The organism is Methanomassiliicoccales archaeon (assembly GCA_014361295.1).
In the GTDB taxonomy this organism is placed as follows: domain Archaea; phylum Thermoplasmatota; class Thermoplasmata; order Methanomassiliicoccales; family JACIVX01; genus JACIVX01.
Genome location: JACIVX010000006.1, coordinates 1 through 15,987, shown reverse-complemented (window position 1 = coordinate 15,987; position 15,987 = coordinate 1). Strand labels below are relative to the sequence as shown.

Annotated in this window: 17 protein-coding genes; 3 read left to right on the top strand and 14 right to left on the bottom strand. The window is 48.9% G+C overall.

What is annotated here, in order from left to right:
• From H5T41_09745 to H5T41_09705, 9 genes are all read right to left on the bottom strand, one after another.
• Positions 1 to 530, bottom strand: a 530-nt coding sequence (locus H5T41_09745; protein ID MBC7109044.1) for an HAD family hydrolase, incomplete at its 3' end; no start/stop codon positions are given.
• Position 531: 1 nt separating this feature from the next.
• Positions 532 to 1,824, bottom strand: a complete 1,293-nt coding sequence (locus H5T41_09740) for a diphosphate--fructose-6-phosphate 1-phosphotransferase (GenBank protein ID MBC7109043.1) — start codon at positions 1,822 to 1,824, stop codon at positions 532 to 534.
• 97 nt (positions 1,825 to 1,921) lie between these two features.
• Positions 1,922 to 2,731, bottom strand: coding sequence for an SDR family oxidoreductase (locus H5T41_09735; GenBank protein MBC7109042.1), 810 nt, complete (start codon positions 2,729 to 2,731; stop codon positions 1,922 to 1,924).
• Entirely contained in the window at positions 2,728 to 3,954 is a 1,227-nt protein-coding gene (gene nagA, locus H5T41_09730) for an N-acetylglucosamine-6-phosphate deacetylase (GenBank protein MBC7109041.1), read from the bottom strand. The genes H5T41_09735 and nagA overlap by 4 nt, the downstream gene beginning before the upstream one ends.
• Before the next feature lie 66 nt (positions 3,955 to 4,020).
• Positions 4,021 to 4,869, bottom strand: a complete 849-nt coding sequence (locus tag H5T41_09725) for a carbohydrate ABC transporter permease (protein MBC7109040.1) — start codon at positions 4,867 to 4,869, stop codon at positions 4,021 to 4,023.
• Positions 4,863 to 5,738 (bottom strand): sugar ABC transporter permease, encoded by an 876-nt coding sequence (locus tag H5T41_09720; GenBank protein ID MBC7109039.1) that lies wholly within the window; start codon positions 5,736 to 5,738, stop codon positions 4,863 to 4,865. The genes H5T41_09725 and H5T41_09720 overlap by 7 nt, the downstream gene beginning before the upstream one ends.
• 10 nt (positions 5,739 to 5,748) lie before the next feature.
• Positions 5,749 to 6,534 carry an SIS domain-containing protein gene (locus H5T41_09715; protein MBC7109038.1) on the bottom strand — a complete coding sequence of 262 codons (786 nt, stop codon included), beginning with the start codon at positions 6,532 to 6,534 and terminating at the stop codon, positions 5,749 to 5,751.
• On the bottom strand, positions 6,516 to 7,241 hold the full coding sequence (locus H5T41_09710; GenBank protein ID MBC7109037.1) for a FadR family transcriptional regulator: 726 nt from the start codon (positions 7,239 to 7,241) through the stop codon (positions 6,516 to 6,518). The genes H5T41_09715 and H5T41_09710 overlap by 19 nt, the downstream gene beginning before the upstream one ends.
• Positions 7,242 to 7,249: 8 nt before the next feature.
• On the bottom strand, positions 7,250 to 8,032 hold the full coding sequence (locus tag H5T41_09705; GenBank protein ID MBC7109036.1) for a glucosamine-6-phosphate deaminase: 783 nt from the start codon (positions 8,030 to 8,032) through the stop codon (positions 7,250 to 7,252).
• A 123-nt stretch (positions 8,033 to 8,155) separates the two neighbouring features.
• Here H5T41_09705 and H5T41_09700 point away from each other — a divergent pair, with 123 nt between their 5' ends.
• Positions 8,156 to 9,424 (top strand): extracellular solute-binding protein, encoded by a 1,269-nt coding sequence (locus tag H5T41_09700; GenBank protein ID MBC7109035.1) that lies wholly within the window; start codon positions 8,156 to 8,158, stop codon positions 9,422 to 9,424.
• A gap of 66 nt (positions 9,425 to 9,490) precedes the next feature.
• Positions 9,491 to 10,756: a nickel-dependent lactate racemase gene (gene larA / locus H5T41_09695; protein MBC7109034.1), complete on the top strand. Its 1,266-nt coding sequence runs from the start codon at positions 9,491 to 9,493 to the stop codon at positions 10,754 to 10,756.
• 433 nt (positions 10,757 to 11,189) lie between these two features.
• On the opposite strand, the gene H5T41_09690 is transcribed toward larA, so the two are convergent.
• Positions 11,190 to 11,972, bottom strand: coding sequence for a transposase (locus H5T41_09690; protein MBC7109033.1), 783 nt, complete (start codon positions 11,970 to 11,972; stop codon positions 11,190 to 11,192).
• Here H5T41_09690 and H5T41_09685 point away from each other — a divergent pair.
• Entirely contained in the window at positions 11,865 to 12,278 is a 414-nt protein-coding gene (locus H5T41_09685) for a hypothetical protein (GenBank protein ID MBC7109032.1), read from the top strand. The two genes, H5T41_09690 and H5T41_09685, sit on opposite strands and share 108 nt — an antisense overlap.
• 30 nt (positions 12,279 to 12,308) lie before the next feature.
• Here the strand turns inward: H5T41_09685 and H5T41_09680 are convergent, their stop codons facing one another.
• Genes H5T41_09680 through H5T41_09665 form a run of 4 tightly spaced genes read right to left on the bottom strand, consistent with a single transcriptional unit; the run spans position 12,309 to position 15,954 of the window.
• Positions 12,309 to 13,736, bottom strand: a complete 1,428-nt coding sequence (locus tag H5T41_09680; GenBank protein ID MBC7109031.1) for a hypothetical protein — start codon at positions 13,734 to 13,736, stop codon at positions 12,309 to 12,311.
• Positions 13,723 to 14,553, bottom strand: coding sequence for a sugar phosphate isomerase/epimerase (locus tag H5T41_09675; protein MBC7109030.1), 831 nt, complete (start codon positions 14,551 to 14,553; stop codon positions 13,723 to 13,725). The genes H5T41_09680 and H5T41_09675 overlap by 14 nt, the downstream gene beginning before the upstream one ends.
• A complete protein-coding gene (locus H5T41_09670; GenBank protein MBC7109029.1) occupies positions 14,514 to 15,620 on the bottom strand; it encodes a creatininase family protein in 1,107 nt (368 codons plus the stop codon). Before H5T41_09670 ends, H5T41_09675 begins: the two co-directional genes overlap by 40 nt.
• Positions 15,621 to 15,633: 13 nt before the next feature.
• Positions 15,634 to 15,954 carry a hypothetical protein gene (locus H5T41_09665; protein ID MBC7109028.1) on the bottom strand — a complete coding sequence of 107 codons (321 nt, stop codon included), beginning with the start codon at positions 15,952 to 15,954 and terminating at the stop codon, positions 15,634 to 15,636.
• Positions 15,955 to 15,987: the final 33 nt, after the last annotated feature.

Genomic DNA, 15,987 nt, shown 5'->3' with positions numbered 1-15,987 from the left:
ACCACATCGGCCACCGCGGAAAGTTTCTCCAAGGTCTCCCGCACATAGGGAAAGGGCGGAATACCTTTGACGATCTCTTTTATGGCCCAATTTACCCGCTCGCTCCAGGCCAAAACCAATTCGAACTCTTTGCGTTCTTCTTCGGTTTTGGCTTGGGCAATGGCTTTTTTGAGGCCCTCGTTGGAAAGCTCGTCTTTAGCCTGTTCCACCCATGCGAAATAGTGGGGAAGTTGAGGCACACGAAATCCCCGACGCCTGACAAGGGGATGTGAGGGAAGAAGTTCAGTAAGGATGCGTTTTAGGGTTATATGGCGGTTTGCCCCTCGGGTTTTGGAGAAAAGATCCGCGAACTCCTTGCACTCCCGCGCCGCCTGGGCCACCGGTTGAAGACCAAAATAGGCGATCATCCAGGGAGTGAAGCACTCCCGCTGTTTTATGCCCATGGTGTCAAAAACACAACCATCGGAATCAATGCACACAAGAAAATCGTGTTTTGGCCGAAAGTTTTCAAGCTTCTCCTTCCGTCCCACACTACCTCCTTCCCCGGTAGGCCGCGGGAGTATAGGATGGGAGAAGTTTTTCCGCAAAGATCGGCTTTAAGCGAGCAAAGCGGAGTCGTCCATCCACGATGGGAACACTAACGAGGTCCTCGCCCAAAAGGGGGCGGGCATAGCGGATAAATTCGTCGGTCACGTCTACTTGAGAAGAGGCGATCCATCCCCTAGGGAATGGCCGATCTTTTCCCGCCACTTCCGAAAGAGCGACAGTGCCGAATTCAGGGCGATAGACCGATTCCTCCGCTCGACGGATAGTGACCATCACTCTTGAAATTCCCTTGACTGCGAGCTCTACAGCCACACAGCCCACGGCATAAGCCTCTTTAAGATCCACGGGCGAGGTGTAAAGAATCGCATCCCGTTGCTCCGTCCCGGGAACCTGCCAACGCGCCAACCCTCGGGAGGGAAGCCCTTTTTCGTTGAGATAGGTAGCAAGGACCTGCGCTGCGCTAAGCTTAGCGGAAGAAAAAGCCGCGTGTCCGAAGGAATCTGTGCGTGCCCCTAGCTCGCCCACAGGAAAGCCCTCGGAGACCACCACTATGGCACGCCCTTTTCGCCTTACCAAATCGGCTACGTGATCTGCCACCTCTTCCAAAGGAAGGGGCGCTTCGGCGAAAAGGATGAGCAAGGGAAATTCCCGCTCCGGGTCGGCGAGCCTTGAGGCGGCCGGGATGAACCCGATCCTCCTTCCCATGGCTTGGACCACCAAAACCGGGTCCGCAGGAGCCGATCCGCGGTTTTCCTCTTCAAGGCACTGTAAAGTCCAAGCCCAATACCGCGCCACCGAACCATAGCCCGGAGTGTGGTCCACAAGACGCAGCTCAGGGTCCCCAAGATCGTTGTCAATGGTTTTGGGGACCCCCACAACAATGAGTTCGTAATTCGCGGCCGCGGCGGCCTCAGCCACCTTTAAGCACACCTCTTGCGTGTCGTTTCCGCCGATCCCGAAGAAATAGCCGATCTTGTGAGCTTTTAGGACCTCGATGATTCGCCGAAGGTCCTCTTCGTGTACAAGCCTATAGCGGGTGGTGCCGATGGCTCCGGCCGCAGGGGTGGTGCGAAGAAGGGCGATTTCCTCCTTTGGTTGAGCGGAAAGATTGAGGAGCTCCTCACGCAAAAGCCCCTCCACCCCGTGCCAGGCTCCGTAAACGGTTCCGAAACGCTCCGAATAAGCTGAGCAGGCTTCAACGATGGCGCGCAGGGAGTTATTGATCACTACGGTCGGTCCTCCGCCCATGAGCACTACCACGTTTTTGCCCTTGCTCATCTTGGCCTCCTAAAACACCATTCCTGTCAAACCGAGTTTTTTGTAAACCTTTTCACTCTCACCCATCACGCGTTACTCGTTACGCGTCACGGGGTTTTCACACACCGGCGTAAGCGGAGAACCCTCCATCAATGGGGATGACAACGCCCGTCACAAACGCAGCCGCCGGAGAGAGAAGCCAGCGCACCACGCCCAAAAGGTCCTGAGGTTCTCCAAAGCGTCCCATAGGAGTATGGGCGATAATTTGTCTTCCTCGCTCGGTGAGCTCGCCTTTTTCATCAAGAAGGAGGTAGCGGTTTTGTTCGGTGAGGAAGAAACCCGGAGCAATGGCCACAACGCGGATTTTTGGGGAATACTCTTGGGCCATATGAACGGCCAACCACTGGGTGAAGTTGGCCACGGCCGCTTTGGCTGCGGAGTACGCGGGAATACGGGTAAGAGGCCGAATAGCATTCATAGAAGCGATGTTCAGGATCACCCCTTCTCTTTGTTCAGCCATGATCTTTCCGAACACTTGGCAGGCCAAAAAAGTTCCCATGAAGTTAAGGTCGAACACAAACCGCACCGCGTCTTCAGGGAGATCAAAAAACGGGGTTTCTTTAGACGTAGTAGCCCGCGGATGATTTCCTCCGGCACCGTTGATGAGGAAATCCACTTGACCGAAGCTCCGCAAAGTTTGCTCCGCGGCCTTTTCCAGATCCGCACGGGAAAGCACGTCGGCTTTAAGGGCTAAACCATCCGAGCCTGCTTGACGAATGCGCTCAAGCGCCGCCTGTGCCTTCTCCTCGGCCAAGTCCAAAAGCACGCAACGCACCCCATCCTTAGCCAACCCCTCGGCGATGGCCGAGGGAAGAACTCCTCCACCCCCGGTGATGACTGCCACCTTACCATAGAGCTCTTGCATCATAGAGCATCGTCACCTTTTTTGTAAACAATTTCTCCTTCCACAATTGTCATCTCCACATTGAGCTCTTCGTCAAACACAACAAGATCCGCTTTCATTCCCGGTGCAAGAAGTCCCCTCTCATGACCAATGCCCAAAATCCGCGCTGGTGTCCAGGTCGCCATCTTCACGGCTTCAATTAGTGGTAACCCGACAAGATGAACCATATTCCGTACCAACATGTTCATCGTAGCTACACTGCCGGCAAAGGCGCTGCGGTCGGCAAGTTTAGCTACGTAATTTCCTTTTTCAAGACGAACTTCATACTCATCGGGTACGTCATCCTCAACCACCACATCCAAACCTCCCAGTTTGTACCTTCCAGGCCCCAATCCAGCAGCAGCCATGGCGTCTGTCACAAGACAGACACGTTCCGTCCCTTTTGTTTTCAGAACTAAACGCATCAAGCTGGGTGGCAAGTGGTGTCCATCAGCGATTATTTCTGTGGTCAGGCTGTCTAAAAGGAGCGTCGCTTCCAACACCCCAGCAAAACGGTAAGCATTTATTCGACGCACACTGGACATTCCAGAATAAAGATGCGTCACATGTGAAAAGCCCGCTTCCACTGCTTTTATAACTTGTTGGTAAGTAGCATTGCTATGGGCTATAGAGGCCAGAATGCCTCGTTGCCTTAATTCTCGACCAAGTTCTAACCCGCCGGGAAGTTCTGGGGCAGCCGACACCCGTTTAATACACGGGAAATTGTCTAGTAGCTCCTTGTATTCAGCCGGATCTGGATGTTTAAGATACGCAGTGTTTTGAGCGCCAGCTTGTTCAGGGTGAAAATAGGGTCCTTCAAGATGCGCGCCAAGTAATTTAGCCCCGCAAACAGATGTTTCCATAGCTTTTTGAATAGTTTCGAGAGCATTGCAAATCTGGTCAAGCGGAGCTGTGAGCGTTGTTGCTAACCAGGTTGTGGTTCCTCCTTTGGCATGGGTTTGAGCGATAGCTTCGAGAGCAGCTAAAGACCCGTCCATTACGTCGTAGCCTCCGCCACCATGAACGTGAATGTCGATGAATCCCGGCGATACGTATAACCCGCTTACATCAATTTCACAAACGTTGCTTTTGAGTTTAAAGTTTTCGTTACTAACTTCTATAATATGATTCCCTTCTATAGCTACAACACCCGAACGCAAGATTTGAAACGGCGTAATTATATGTCCACCCACAAGACAAAAAGCCATTGTCGCCTCCTTTATCGAAAATACTTGTGCTCATGGCCTTTGTACTACATTGCTTGCATCCAATTTTTAGCCTTTTATTGCACCTGCTGTTAACCCAGAGATGTAATAATCAAGAAGAAAGACGAATATCAATATTACCGGCAACGAGCCAATCAGAGCTCCCCCCATTAATGACCCCCAATAGAAAAGGTCGCCACGGATAAGCTCTTGTGTTACTCCGACAGAAAGAGTTTTATGAACACTTGTAGTAATAAAAGCGGCGGAGTAAATCATATCCTGCCATCCTTGTAAGAAAGAAAACAAAGTCACGGTAACAACTCCTGGAAGAGCAAGAGGTAATACAATCCTTCGAATGGCTTGCAATCTGGTACAACCATCGATTAAAGCGCATTCTTCAATCTCGCGGGGGATAGTCCGGAAAAAAGCCATAAGCATCCACGTCGAAAAAGGTATCATAAAAGAAGGATACGTAACTATTAGAGACCAAAGCTTGTCTGCCAATCCTAAGCTCGAAATGACGCGTGTAAGTGGCAAGAAAAGCAAAGTTGGCGGAACTAAATATGCAAAAAATATGAGCGAGCCAGCTAAAGAAGCTCCTCGAAAGCGAAGACGTGCTAGGGCATATCCTGCAAAAGTGCTTATAAGTACTGAAAACAATGTTGAAATACTACAAACCAGGAAAGTATTGAGTAACCAACGCACAAAGTTAGTATGTGCGAACAAGTAAGAATAATGTTGCAACGTTGGTTTTATTATAATAAATGGATTTGTACGAAGGTTATACAATTCAATATCTGATTTAAATGATGTAAGTAACATCCAATAAAAAGGAAAACTTGCAAAAAGGATAAATGGTACAAGCCCAAACTGAACTATAAGAAAACGAAACCCGCGTTGTAACCGTCGCGTTACCATGTCCACCTCTCTCTTGTTAGTTTTAGCAAGAGAAAAACAACTACAAAAAGTACAGGAGCCAAAAAAAGGCTAATAGCAGCTCCACGCCCGATAAAGCCACCCGTCAAACCCACTTGGTATGCCAGAGTCGCGAGCAAATGAGTAGTGTCAATAGGCCCTCCTCGAGTGAGAACAAAAACGATGGGAAAATCACTTATAGTCATAACAGTTGAAAACAAAAGTACAATTGCTAAAACTGGAGCAAGCGAAGGAAGAGTAATATATCTAAACTGGGCAAAGGGGCCAGCTCCGTCGACTTTAGCTGCTTCATAAAGCTCTTGTGGAATTCCCTTTAAGCCAGCTAAAAAGTTGACAGCGAAAAAGGGTAAACCTCGCCATACATTGACCGTGATAACAGCAACTCTAGCAAAAGTTGGAAAAGAGAGCCACGGTATATTTGTTTCAATCAAACCTAACGAACGCAAAGCCCAATTGATGCTGCTATATCGAGGATCAAAAAGCCATCTCCAAGCAAGCGTTGTCAAAGCAATCGGCGCAACCCATGGCAGCAGAATCAAAGCTCGAACGAGTCTTGGGCAGATTGAAACCCGATTCAGCAGTAAAGCAAGAAGTATGCCCAGGACCGTCTTTAGAGAAACAGCCACTGCAAGATAAATTCCTACATTGCATAAAGTTGTACGAAAAGACCGTGTTTTAAAAAGCCAAACAAAGTTATCAATGCCCACAAAGGAACCTGTACGACCAACGGTAGAATTAGTCAATGATAAATAAACTGCCAAACACATGGGGTACATAACGAAAATCAAAAGGCAAAGGAGCGCTGGTCCAACCATCGCATATGCGGCACGCTCTTCGTTTTTTAACTTCATATCTTATGCTTTAATAAAGATGCCTAATACGATGCATGTAACGCTGACGATAATTTTTATTCGCTTCATCGCCTCCCGGTATATTGGCACTGACCCATATAGGAGCGGTAATACCTTTTTGTGTAAGCAAGAAGGCAGCCATTGCAATTATGCAGTTGAGAGCAAAACATATTGCGAAAGTAGAACTAGCTCCTACCTTAGCAGGCACTCCAGGAATGGAAAGCACGGCATCACCTGGAGGAACATGCACATCTACTACTAAATCTACTAGGTCACAAAGATTCTTATTGCTAGAGTGCCTAGCAGGTATGCCTGGCGGAACTGCACGAGAAAATTCAGGGGAAGTTACCCCAATAAGCTTTGCTCCTCGTCGTTTTCCTTCAAAGGCAGCATCAATAGTAACAGCGTTTATTCCATTAACGTTAACGATTATTAAAATATCACCAGGCCCTACTCCATAATATTCTAAAACATGTTTTGCATACCCTTCGATTCTTTCTGTATTAGGATGACTATCTAATACAGAAATACCGGGAGGAAAAAGAGGGTTGATTGGAACCAAAGAACCCGCACGGTAAAATACTTCCATTGCCCCCATTACAGAATGTCCACCTGTACCAAAGACATGGATTAATCTATCTTCAGCTATCGCTTGAGCTATCCACTCTGCAGCGGTTTTAATGCTGCTTTGTTCGTTGTCTTTAATTGCAGATAATATCTCCACAATTTTTTGGAAATATTGCTCGATTATATTGTTTTGCCCCTCCTTTGCCTGTATTACTTTATTCTCTGCCATTTTTCCACCTCCTTTTTGTCTATAAGATACTGCCCAAGAACAGAAAAATGCATCTGCATTTGCGCATAGGCTGCGTCTTCATCATGAGCTTCTATAGCTTGCACTATGCGCATATGAAGTGACAAGGACAGGCGGAATGGTTCATCAGCACCGTTAATGCTCTCGGATTTTATCTCCCACCATATAGGATGGACAACACAGTTTATCAAAGGACTTATTAACCGTAAAAGGTACTCGTTGTGTGTTGCTTGCAGTATTGCATAATGCAAATCTCGATCTGTTGAGTAAAAATTAGATATAGCACCAGCTATAACTGCAGCTTCCATCTCGCCCACAGCCTTGCGCAGTTGTTGAATATCCATAAATGTTGCCTCGCGCGCAGCTAGGCGCGCAATACCTGGTTCCAAAACTTCTCGCGCCTGCCATGCTTCTAATGGATCTTTACCAAGTCCCAGCAAGTTGTCGAGTTTCCTTTGGAGGCTTTTATAGGGGCCAATCTCTTTTACATATGAACCACTACTGATATACCGCTCGATAACCCCCAAATAGCGCAAAGCTATAAGAGCCTCACGAACAACAGTACGACTTACTCCAAACATTTTAGCAAGGTCTCGTTCAGAAGGTAACTTATCACCAGGTTGGTATTTTTTAAAAATTGCTATATCTTTTAACAATTCTTGCGCAACACGCAATTCTTTCAGGTTCATATACATGATTAACTCCTTTCTTTGACAACAATGTCATAATGTGCACGTAGCTTAGAAAGGTCCAACATACTTGCGGAATCTTTATCCAGGAACAAATGCACATTGGGATGCAGACGCAAAGCTGTAGCCGGACAAAGTGGCGTAATCGGACCTTCCAAAGTTTGTTTTACTGCTAAAGCCTTTCGTGCTTCTGGAACAACTGCGATTATAACTTCTGCCTTTAAAATGCACTTAATGGACATAGTAATGGCTGTGTGCGGAACCTCTTCTATCTTTGTAAACCACCCTTCTTTAACTTGCTGGAATCGAGATGTTTCGTCAAGTTTAACCACGATATACGGCGCATCTGTATCAAAATCCGCAGGTGGGTCATTAAATGCTAAATGACCGTTTTCGCCTATACCAACAAAAGCTATATCAATCTTATAAGCTGAAATAATCTCTGCTAAACGGCGACATTCTGTTTCTGGATCAGGTGCATTTCCATTTATTAAATAGTATTTACCCAACGGTACTTTACTAATCAAATGTTTTCGAAGATAATTACGAAAACTTGCTGGATGGCTTTCATCTAACCCTATATATTCGTCAAGATGAAACATTATCGTTTTATCCCAAGGAATTTCTTTATGTGTTGTCAAAGCAGCTAAAAAAGCGAGTTGAGAAGTGCCTGTGGCTGCAACGAAAACAGCATTGCCTTTAGCAGCAACACAACTAGTCAAAATGCTAGCCGCTAAATTTGCAGCAGCATGGGCCATTTCATCTGCTGTGTTGTATATATAAACTTTCAAATTTTACCTCCTAAGGCCCCGACCACGTTAATGGTACTCCACAGGCTTAAAGGCCACCTTTTTCCAAAGCTCTTGACTCTGTTGGTCATACTAGTTATACTAAGTATACCAGGAGGTGGTCACATGGTCAAGGGAAGGAGCAAGGCAGGTAGGTGGCTCGCTTACGTATTGGTCTGTCTGTTGGTGACCGGCGTAGGCGTTACAGGAACAGAGACACTTCGTATCCTTATGTTTAGCTCATTTGTCAAAGACAACGATGAGGCGCTTAAAGCCCTGGCTGCAAAATTCGGCGAAGAAAGAGGTGTCAACGTTGTTGTAGAGTTCGTTTCTATCCCTGATATGTATGCAAGAGCTGCTGCTGAAGCAGAAGCAAAAGCAGGCCATGATATAATCGGCGCCGAAAATTTAATGGTGTCTTTGTATAAAGATTTGCTCGTACCCATCGATGACGTTGTGCAGGAAATAATCGACCGGTGGGGACCATTCCATCCAATTGCACAAGATCTCTGCTACCTTGACGGCCATTGGAAAGGGTTACCTATCTGGGCTGTTGCTTTTCATGGCCTTTATCGGAAAGACTACCTCTCTGCCGCTGGAGTTAGTGCGATTTACACGTGGGACGACCTCCTAACAGCTGCTCCTAAATTATGGGAAATAGGACATCCTATAGCCTTTGCAATCAGTTCTACCGGTGATGCAAATAACTCGCTAATGCAAATAATGTGGGGGTTTGGCGCAAAGATTGCTACTGAAGAAGGTGTAGTAGCCATTGACTCACCGGAGACACGAAGAGCGATCGAATATGTCAAAAAACTTTTCCCATATATGCCTCCAGAGGTGCTAGGTTGGGATAACGCTGGTAACAACACCTTTATCCTTTCTGGTGTGGGCTCATGGACGTTAAACCCCATTAGCGTTCTTATTAGTGCCCGAAGGACTGACCCCGATCTTGCAGCCCAGCTTAGGGTACATGGCGCTGTTACAGGTCCTGCGGGGACTTATGGCTCTGCAGATGTCTATCACTTCATGATTTGGAACTTTTCACCCAATATCGAGCTTGCAAAAGATTTTCTCCGTTTCTTGTATCAAGAAGAGAACATGTACTTCTACATTGGTAGCGGGAAAGGGTTTAATATGCCCCTCCATCCACGGTTCGATGCACATCCCGTCTTTTACGAGGACCCTGTTATAGCTCCTTTGGTTGGTTACATGCGGTTTGCCAAATATTTCGGCTGGCCTGCACCTCCTGACGGCCGTGCGCAGATGACCTACACCACGTGGGTTATACCTACCATGTTTTATAAGGTTGTGACGGGTATGGCCACAGTCGATCAAGCAATCAAAGAAGCAGAAGAGGCTTTAATTGCTATTGGATACCTTCCTAAAAGGTAACGGTTGCTATTAACCAATGGGGCAGCCCTAAGCGATGGGCTGCCCTATAATAATTCTTTGGATTCTATGAAGGTTCAACTTCCTTACGGTTCGGAGACCTTAACTCTCGAGTTACCAGAGTCTATGACTGTTGAGATTCTTCTCCCTAAACGCCCTAGGCTTTCTTGTCTTGTCGCGCATGAGATTGTCCATGCTTTAAATAATCCAATATCGGCTTTACCGTTACGTTCGTGTATTAATCACAAGAACAAAATAGCGCTTATTTGCGAAGATATAACACGCCCTACTCCGTTAAATATAATCCTCCCTTATGTGTTAGAAGAGCTCCAAAAAGCTGGAGTGCCGCGATCTAATGTTACAATTTTTGTAGCGCTTGGTAGCCATCGCCCTATGACGTCTGCTGAAATACTATGCAAATTTGGGATTGACGTCTGCAGAGATTATGAAATACGAAATTCGCCAAATCAGCCAATATATATTGGGCAAACCAGTTCGGGCGTTCCTATTTATATTGACCGTGGTGTAGTAGATGCTGACATCAAAATTGGCATCGGCAGCATCTTTCCTCATCCGGCAGTAGGTTATACCGGAGGAGCGAAAATCATATATCCAGGTGTGGCCGGAGTCCCTACGGTAGCTGGGTTACATCTTATTGCCGCAACTTTAGGACACGACGTTTTTGGAGAGCTAAATAACCCTGTTAGGACAGAAATTGAACAATGGGTACAGAAAATTGGGTTAGATTTTATTGTTAATGTAGTGTTAACCACAAATAATGAAATATACAAAGTTGTTGCAGGCCATTTCATCACTGCACATCGTGCGGGTGTTAAATATTGCAAAGAAATTTACAGTGCTACAGCTCGCAACAAAGCGGATGTAGTAATAGTTTCCTCTGCTCCTGCTGATTTGGACTTTTGGCAAGCTGGTAAAGCAATCATCGCAGCTGGTAAGGTGGTTCGCGATGGGGGTGTCATTATATTGGCGACTCCATGTTATGAAGGAGAAGGACCCCATAAGAGCTTTATGGAGTTATGCGGCAAAAAGAATCTCGACGCATTATTAACTACAATGTTAAAGAACAAAAATCTTGATTCAGAAATAGTTTTGCCTGCTTCTGTTGCTGCTCTTCTACAATTTGTGCGCCGAAAAGCTCACATAATTGTTGTTTCTACAGGACTAACCCGCGAAGCTGTTGAAGCAGCCGGACTTTGCTATTTCAACGATATTAACGAAGCTGTTGCGCGAGTTTTCCACCAATATAGAAACAGAAAAAATGTAGTGTGTGCCATTATTCCATATGGCGGGCACACATATCCTATGGTAGTTTAAGTTTGTCCCTGGTACCTTGGGTAGTGTGTTCGGCCAGCATGGATAGTTTTTCGCTTTTTCCGCAAATCTTCGAAACTTCCTTGCTTTCGAAAGGTAGTGTGATGGCGATTGTGTTTTACAGGGCAGCATGGTAGCCTCCTTCAGGAAAAAGGCTTTCGAAAGGAGGGAAAGCTACCATGCAAAAAGAAAGCCACGACGAAGTCTTGAAGGCGTTTGAGAACCGTCTATGTCAACCTTTGCCAAAGGGTCACGCCAAGATTTCTGTGTCACATTTTGTGGCACAGGGTACCGCTGGGCAAACAACTGGTTTAGCTGTTCCTGAGCCTCAGCAAAGCCCTTGAGCCTCCTTCCCCACCTCCACCCCTCCCCCTCACACTCAAGGTATATGAGCTTGTACACCGCTTTCGGCTTAGGGAACTGGTGATCTCACACCTTAGTCCCTCGCCTCAGCTCCTGCATGAACTGCTCCAGAAGGTTTGTGCTCCTCAAGTAAGCCCAACCAATGCCTTGGGATGCCCCAAAGAAACAAAGCAACGACTCCAGATCCTCCTCCCTCGCTTGCACCACCTGAGAATAGCCGCCCTCCCCAGCGGCGCATGAAGGCTCTGCCAGGCTCTCCGCGCCTCCTTGGGGAATTCTGCCCGGTAACCCCCTTGAGGTTCCAGGCCACCGCCTCCTGGTCCTCCTCCTTGGACAAGGTGCTGCATACCTTGTGCACCACGCATTGGCTCACGCGCCTTCGGGTGCACCCAGGGAATGACCTCCTCGATCCCAGGAAAGTCGTCGGTGACAAACACCAACACTCCCCGTAACCCTCGTTCCTAGAGGTTTTTGAGCACCTCTTCCTGCCACACCGCGGCCGACTCCGTGGGGAACCAGGTAAAAACCCCAGTACCTCTCGCTGGCCCTCAGGGATGGTCCCCAGGACCACGTACACAGCTTCCTTTTGGACCCATGCTTCCTGGTGCAACACCTTCACAAACAGGACATCCAGATAACCACGGTGTAGCGCTTCCGCAAGGGGCACGTGCGAAACTCCTTCACCCGCTCCAGCACAAGCTCGGGTGATCCGGCTCACCGTGGTATGGGAATACCGGTGCCCCAAGAGGTGGCTCATCACCTCCCCCACCCTGCAGTCGGACACCCCCACGGCATACAGTACCAACACAAGGTCGGAAAGGTTGACGGCTCGTCGAGCGTCGTAAGGGGGAAACAGCGCCGGCCGGAACTGACCTTGTCAGTCGCGGGGGACGCGGAGCCCTGCCTGGCCGAACGGCGTCGCGAGCTTCCCGGGATAGGTTACTATTCTTGCATCCCCCGTTTTCCTGAAGAAACGCCTCGCGCTCCAAAAACAGCGGCGCCTGAAGTGCTTACGCCACCATTTCCCACACCGTCTCCTTCAACAGCAGCTTCAGTTCATCCTGGTTCACCATTGGGGTACCCCCTTTCCGCTTCAAGCTACCCCACCACAGACCGTGACACAGAATTCGTTACGCTACCCTATACTGACCAAATACAATAAATGAGGCACTACATATTTATGCCAAAAAAACTATATTTTTGCTAAAGCCCATAAATGACGTTTAAAATGTTGAGCCAGTAATTTATGATGTTCTTCTTCATGAATTAAAAGTTCGCGCTTAATCTCCGCGCCGTACTTCTGCAGCACTGAACCGAAGGTTACGTGCAAAATTTGGCGAATCCCAGGTTCTTCAAAGAGCTTGGGAAGATCCGAATCCTTCAGCGATCGAAAGTCTGGTAGGCTGTGAAGATCAGCGCTGACATGATAGCTTTGGCGATCCGCAGGATATCGTTCGAAAGCAAGAACTAAAATCTCACGAAACAGTGCAGGAGAAACGCGCGCCAAAACTTCGAGAGCGATGAGATAACTGGTGCCCGCCGTCTTCACATGCCAAAAACCTTCGGTTTCCTCGGCCAAAATGGGATAAAGACTCCATTTATCCGATCCGGAATGGAGGCTTATTCGGTATGGGCCGAAAGCACGGGCGATAGCGGCATGGGCGCGCAGCGACCGTCGAAACTCCTCGAGATCGCCTTTATAGTCCACGGCTTTCTCCATGGCTCCGGGAAAGCGCGGGGCTAGGCTCGCAAGCCTCACCTCCCGTCGCCTGAGCTCCAAAGCCAAGAAAAGATGCTCTTTTTCCGTGGTGGGTTCGGAGGTCTCATCCACGGAGAGCTCGAAATCAAAACCTTGTGGGAGTTTTTCGAGCAAAGCACGATACATTTTTTCCGCAAACTCCAGGGACCGCCAATACTTCACCGCGATGCAAGCAAGCTCCTCCTTTTTAAACCGAAACTCTCCTAATTCCGGCACGAAAAACTTCTTCTCAAGATATTCTTTCTCCAGCTTTGCTAGCGGCAGTTTTCGACGTTCTTCCGCAAATTCCCTAGCGGAAAGATGCTCTACGGGCACAAGAAAATCGGAAGGGTCACAAGTGAAAAAAGTGTAACCAAGACGTGCGGCATTCTTTGCTTCCTCCACGCTCTTCAGATGATCAGCATCGGCTCCAAACCCTCTAAACCATCCTCCCTGAAATGCTCCAAAGACCGCGTCAGCAAGGACATCGGCGAACGTGCGACCGGTACGGGCATTTTCCCGCATAGATTGTTGAGCCAAAACGGGAAACACCTTTGCTTCCGCCAAAGCCTGAACATGCCCTGGGGTGGCCAAACCCAACCGATCCCCAAATCCAAAGCTCGGGCCATTTAAAACACGCGTTGGTCGAAGTTCAGGGATCAACGACATTAAAGCTTGAGCATTTTGCCACGTGAGCGGACACAAAAGTCCACCTTTGTAAGGAGAGCCCTGAAATTCCGGCCTTGGGGGCGAAACAAAAAGTTTCTTTTCCAAGCCGTAGCGAACCAGAGCAATCCGCATGTTTTGTACGAGCTTTACAGAGATGACCTGGAAAGCTTCGCCCAATTGATCTTGGATTGCCCGTGCTTCAGGAGAGCCCAACACGCTTCCTCACCTCGGCTTCCGATAACAAATGCTCGGGATCAGGGCGGGGGAAACACTCCAACACTAAAGCCCCTTTATAACCAACTTCTTTCAAGGCTTTCCAGAGCTCTGCAAACGGAAAATGTCCGAAACCCGGGATCCAACGGTTGGAATCCGCAAGATGTACATGAAAAAGGCGATCTCCACAGAGTTCCAAAGCCTTGGGAATGCAGGGCTCTTCGATATTAGCATGGAACGTATCGAACAAAACCCCGAGGTTTTCCGCACCAACCTGGTCGATAAGCTCTAAAGCTTCGGAAACCGTGTTTATAAGCGTCGTTTCATAACGGTTAAGGGGTTCCAAGGCGAACCGCACCTGGGGATAGGCCTTGGTGCATTCCTTCAAGGCTTCGCGGAGGAGAAGGAGATCCCCATCCTTCCCACGCAAAAGCCCCACGATGACCACAGCTTCAAGATGCTCAGCAACTTTTGCATGAGACATTATGCGGCTTATGGCTTTTTCTCTGATCTTTTCGTCCGCTGAAGAAAGGGAAAGCCCTTCCTTCCACGCGGCTTGCCCCGTGGTGAAGGCTGCGAGTTTGAGGCTATATTGCCGAAGCGCAATCTCCAACTTTTGAAGATCGAGCAAGGCTGGATCGGTCACGGCCAGTTCCACTACAGCGTATCCGGCCGCATGGACCCGGCCCAGGCTTCCCGGCCACTCTTCAGGGGAAAACACCGAGAACGGCGTAGGATCCTGGACCGGGACAATTAACCCAAGCGGCCAGCTCATCGTCAAAAGCCACGCCGTGCCAAAGCGTAAACCGGCTTCCACCCCGGGCTTCCGGGCTCCCGCAGGTAAGGCTCCATCTCTTCCTTCGTGCGCAAAGTCACCTTTTCCACAGGGGGCACCGTGCCCGGCGGGAAAGCCTCAAGAATCTGGTCGATCACCAAAACCAGGTAAGAGAGAATAGCAGCGATGGGACGTTTTGCCTTTTCCGCGGAGGCTCGCGTGGGATCGCCTACCACGCCCTCCGGTGTAGCCGCAAGTTCAATGGCGATATGGCCTTCCCCCTCGGACCATTTGTGGGGACGACGCAAGTTATCCACAGCGTTATCGAAGTGCCCTACCGGCAAAAGATTTTCGCTTTCGGTTTTCACCGCCAGGGACATGTCCACCATCTCCTTCGGAAAGAGGAGGAGCGCCACGGAAGTCTCCGCTTCGTCCGCATGAACAAAGTGGGTCTCCAACGAATCCGGACGCCCTGCGGGATAGAAGAACTCGCGCACCGCCCGATGCCAGTCAAGGATTTGGAAAATCCCGGGAAGCTGGTAGCGGTACATGAACTCGTGCAAGGCGGACTCCAAAACCCAAAGTTGGCCGTGGTTGTTCACGATGATCTGTTTTCGGAAACCGTCGTTCCAAAGGCCGAGCATCACGGCGATCAACGTCTCGCGCACGACATGTTCGGGCAGGATCACCGTTCCCGGCATCCCAATATGGTGATAAGGGTGCGCTCCGTAATTCAGCGGAGGAAGGGCCAGGGCCACGGGGCGACCTTGCTTTTCCGTATAGCGCCGCACCGCCTCGCAAATCTGGGTCACCATGAACGTGTCCAAGCCGGAAATTGTGTGGAGACCATGATTCTCTGTGCAGCCCACGGGGATCAAAACAATGTCATTTTTCTTGCGGTTCTCGATGACTTTGGCTCGTACCGTTGTCTGGATATAGCTTCCCGGTTTACCCAACTCCGGAGGGGAAGGAATGCCAAATTCCGCAAGGATTCGATCGATCTCCTCCTCCGAGGCATCCCAGATTTTTTTCTTCAGTCGTCCCACCTCGGTATCTTCAAAAACGATTGCCGGATGTTCCGTGGTGATCCAAAAATTTGCTTTGCCCATTTTGGCCTCCTAACTAAGGAATAACCATGATTTTTCCATCCTCGCGTTTTGTGGCTCGTTGAATGGCGTCAATAGCTTGCGTCAAGGGGAAGGTAGCAGTGATGATCCGGGAGTTGTCGATGAGACCGGCGCCCATCATGCGGATCACCGAGGGAAAAATTCCGTAGCCGGAGTGCCCTTGAGCCCCGAAGAGCTTAGCCTTCCTTGTTTGGAAGCGCTCAAGGTACATGGGGACCCTTTGCGCAGCCCGGCCCACCACCGCGATCTTCCCACCGATGGCCATGGTCTTCTCCATCTCCGGGATGGTTTTCTCTGGAGCACCGGCTGCTTCCACTGAAAGATCCGCGCCCTCTCCATGGGTGAGTTC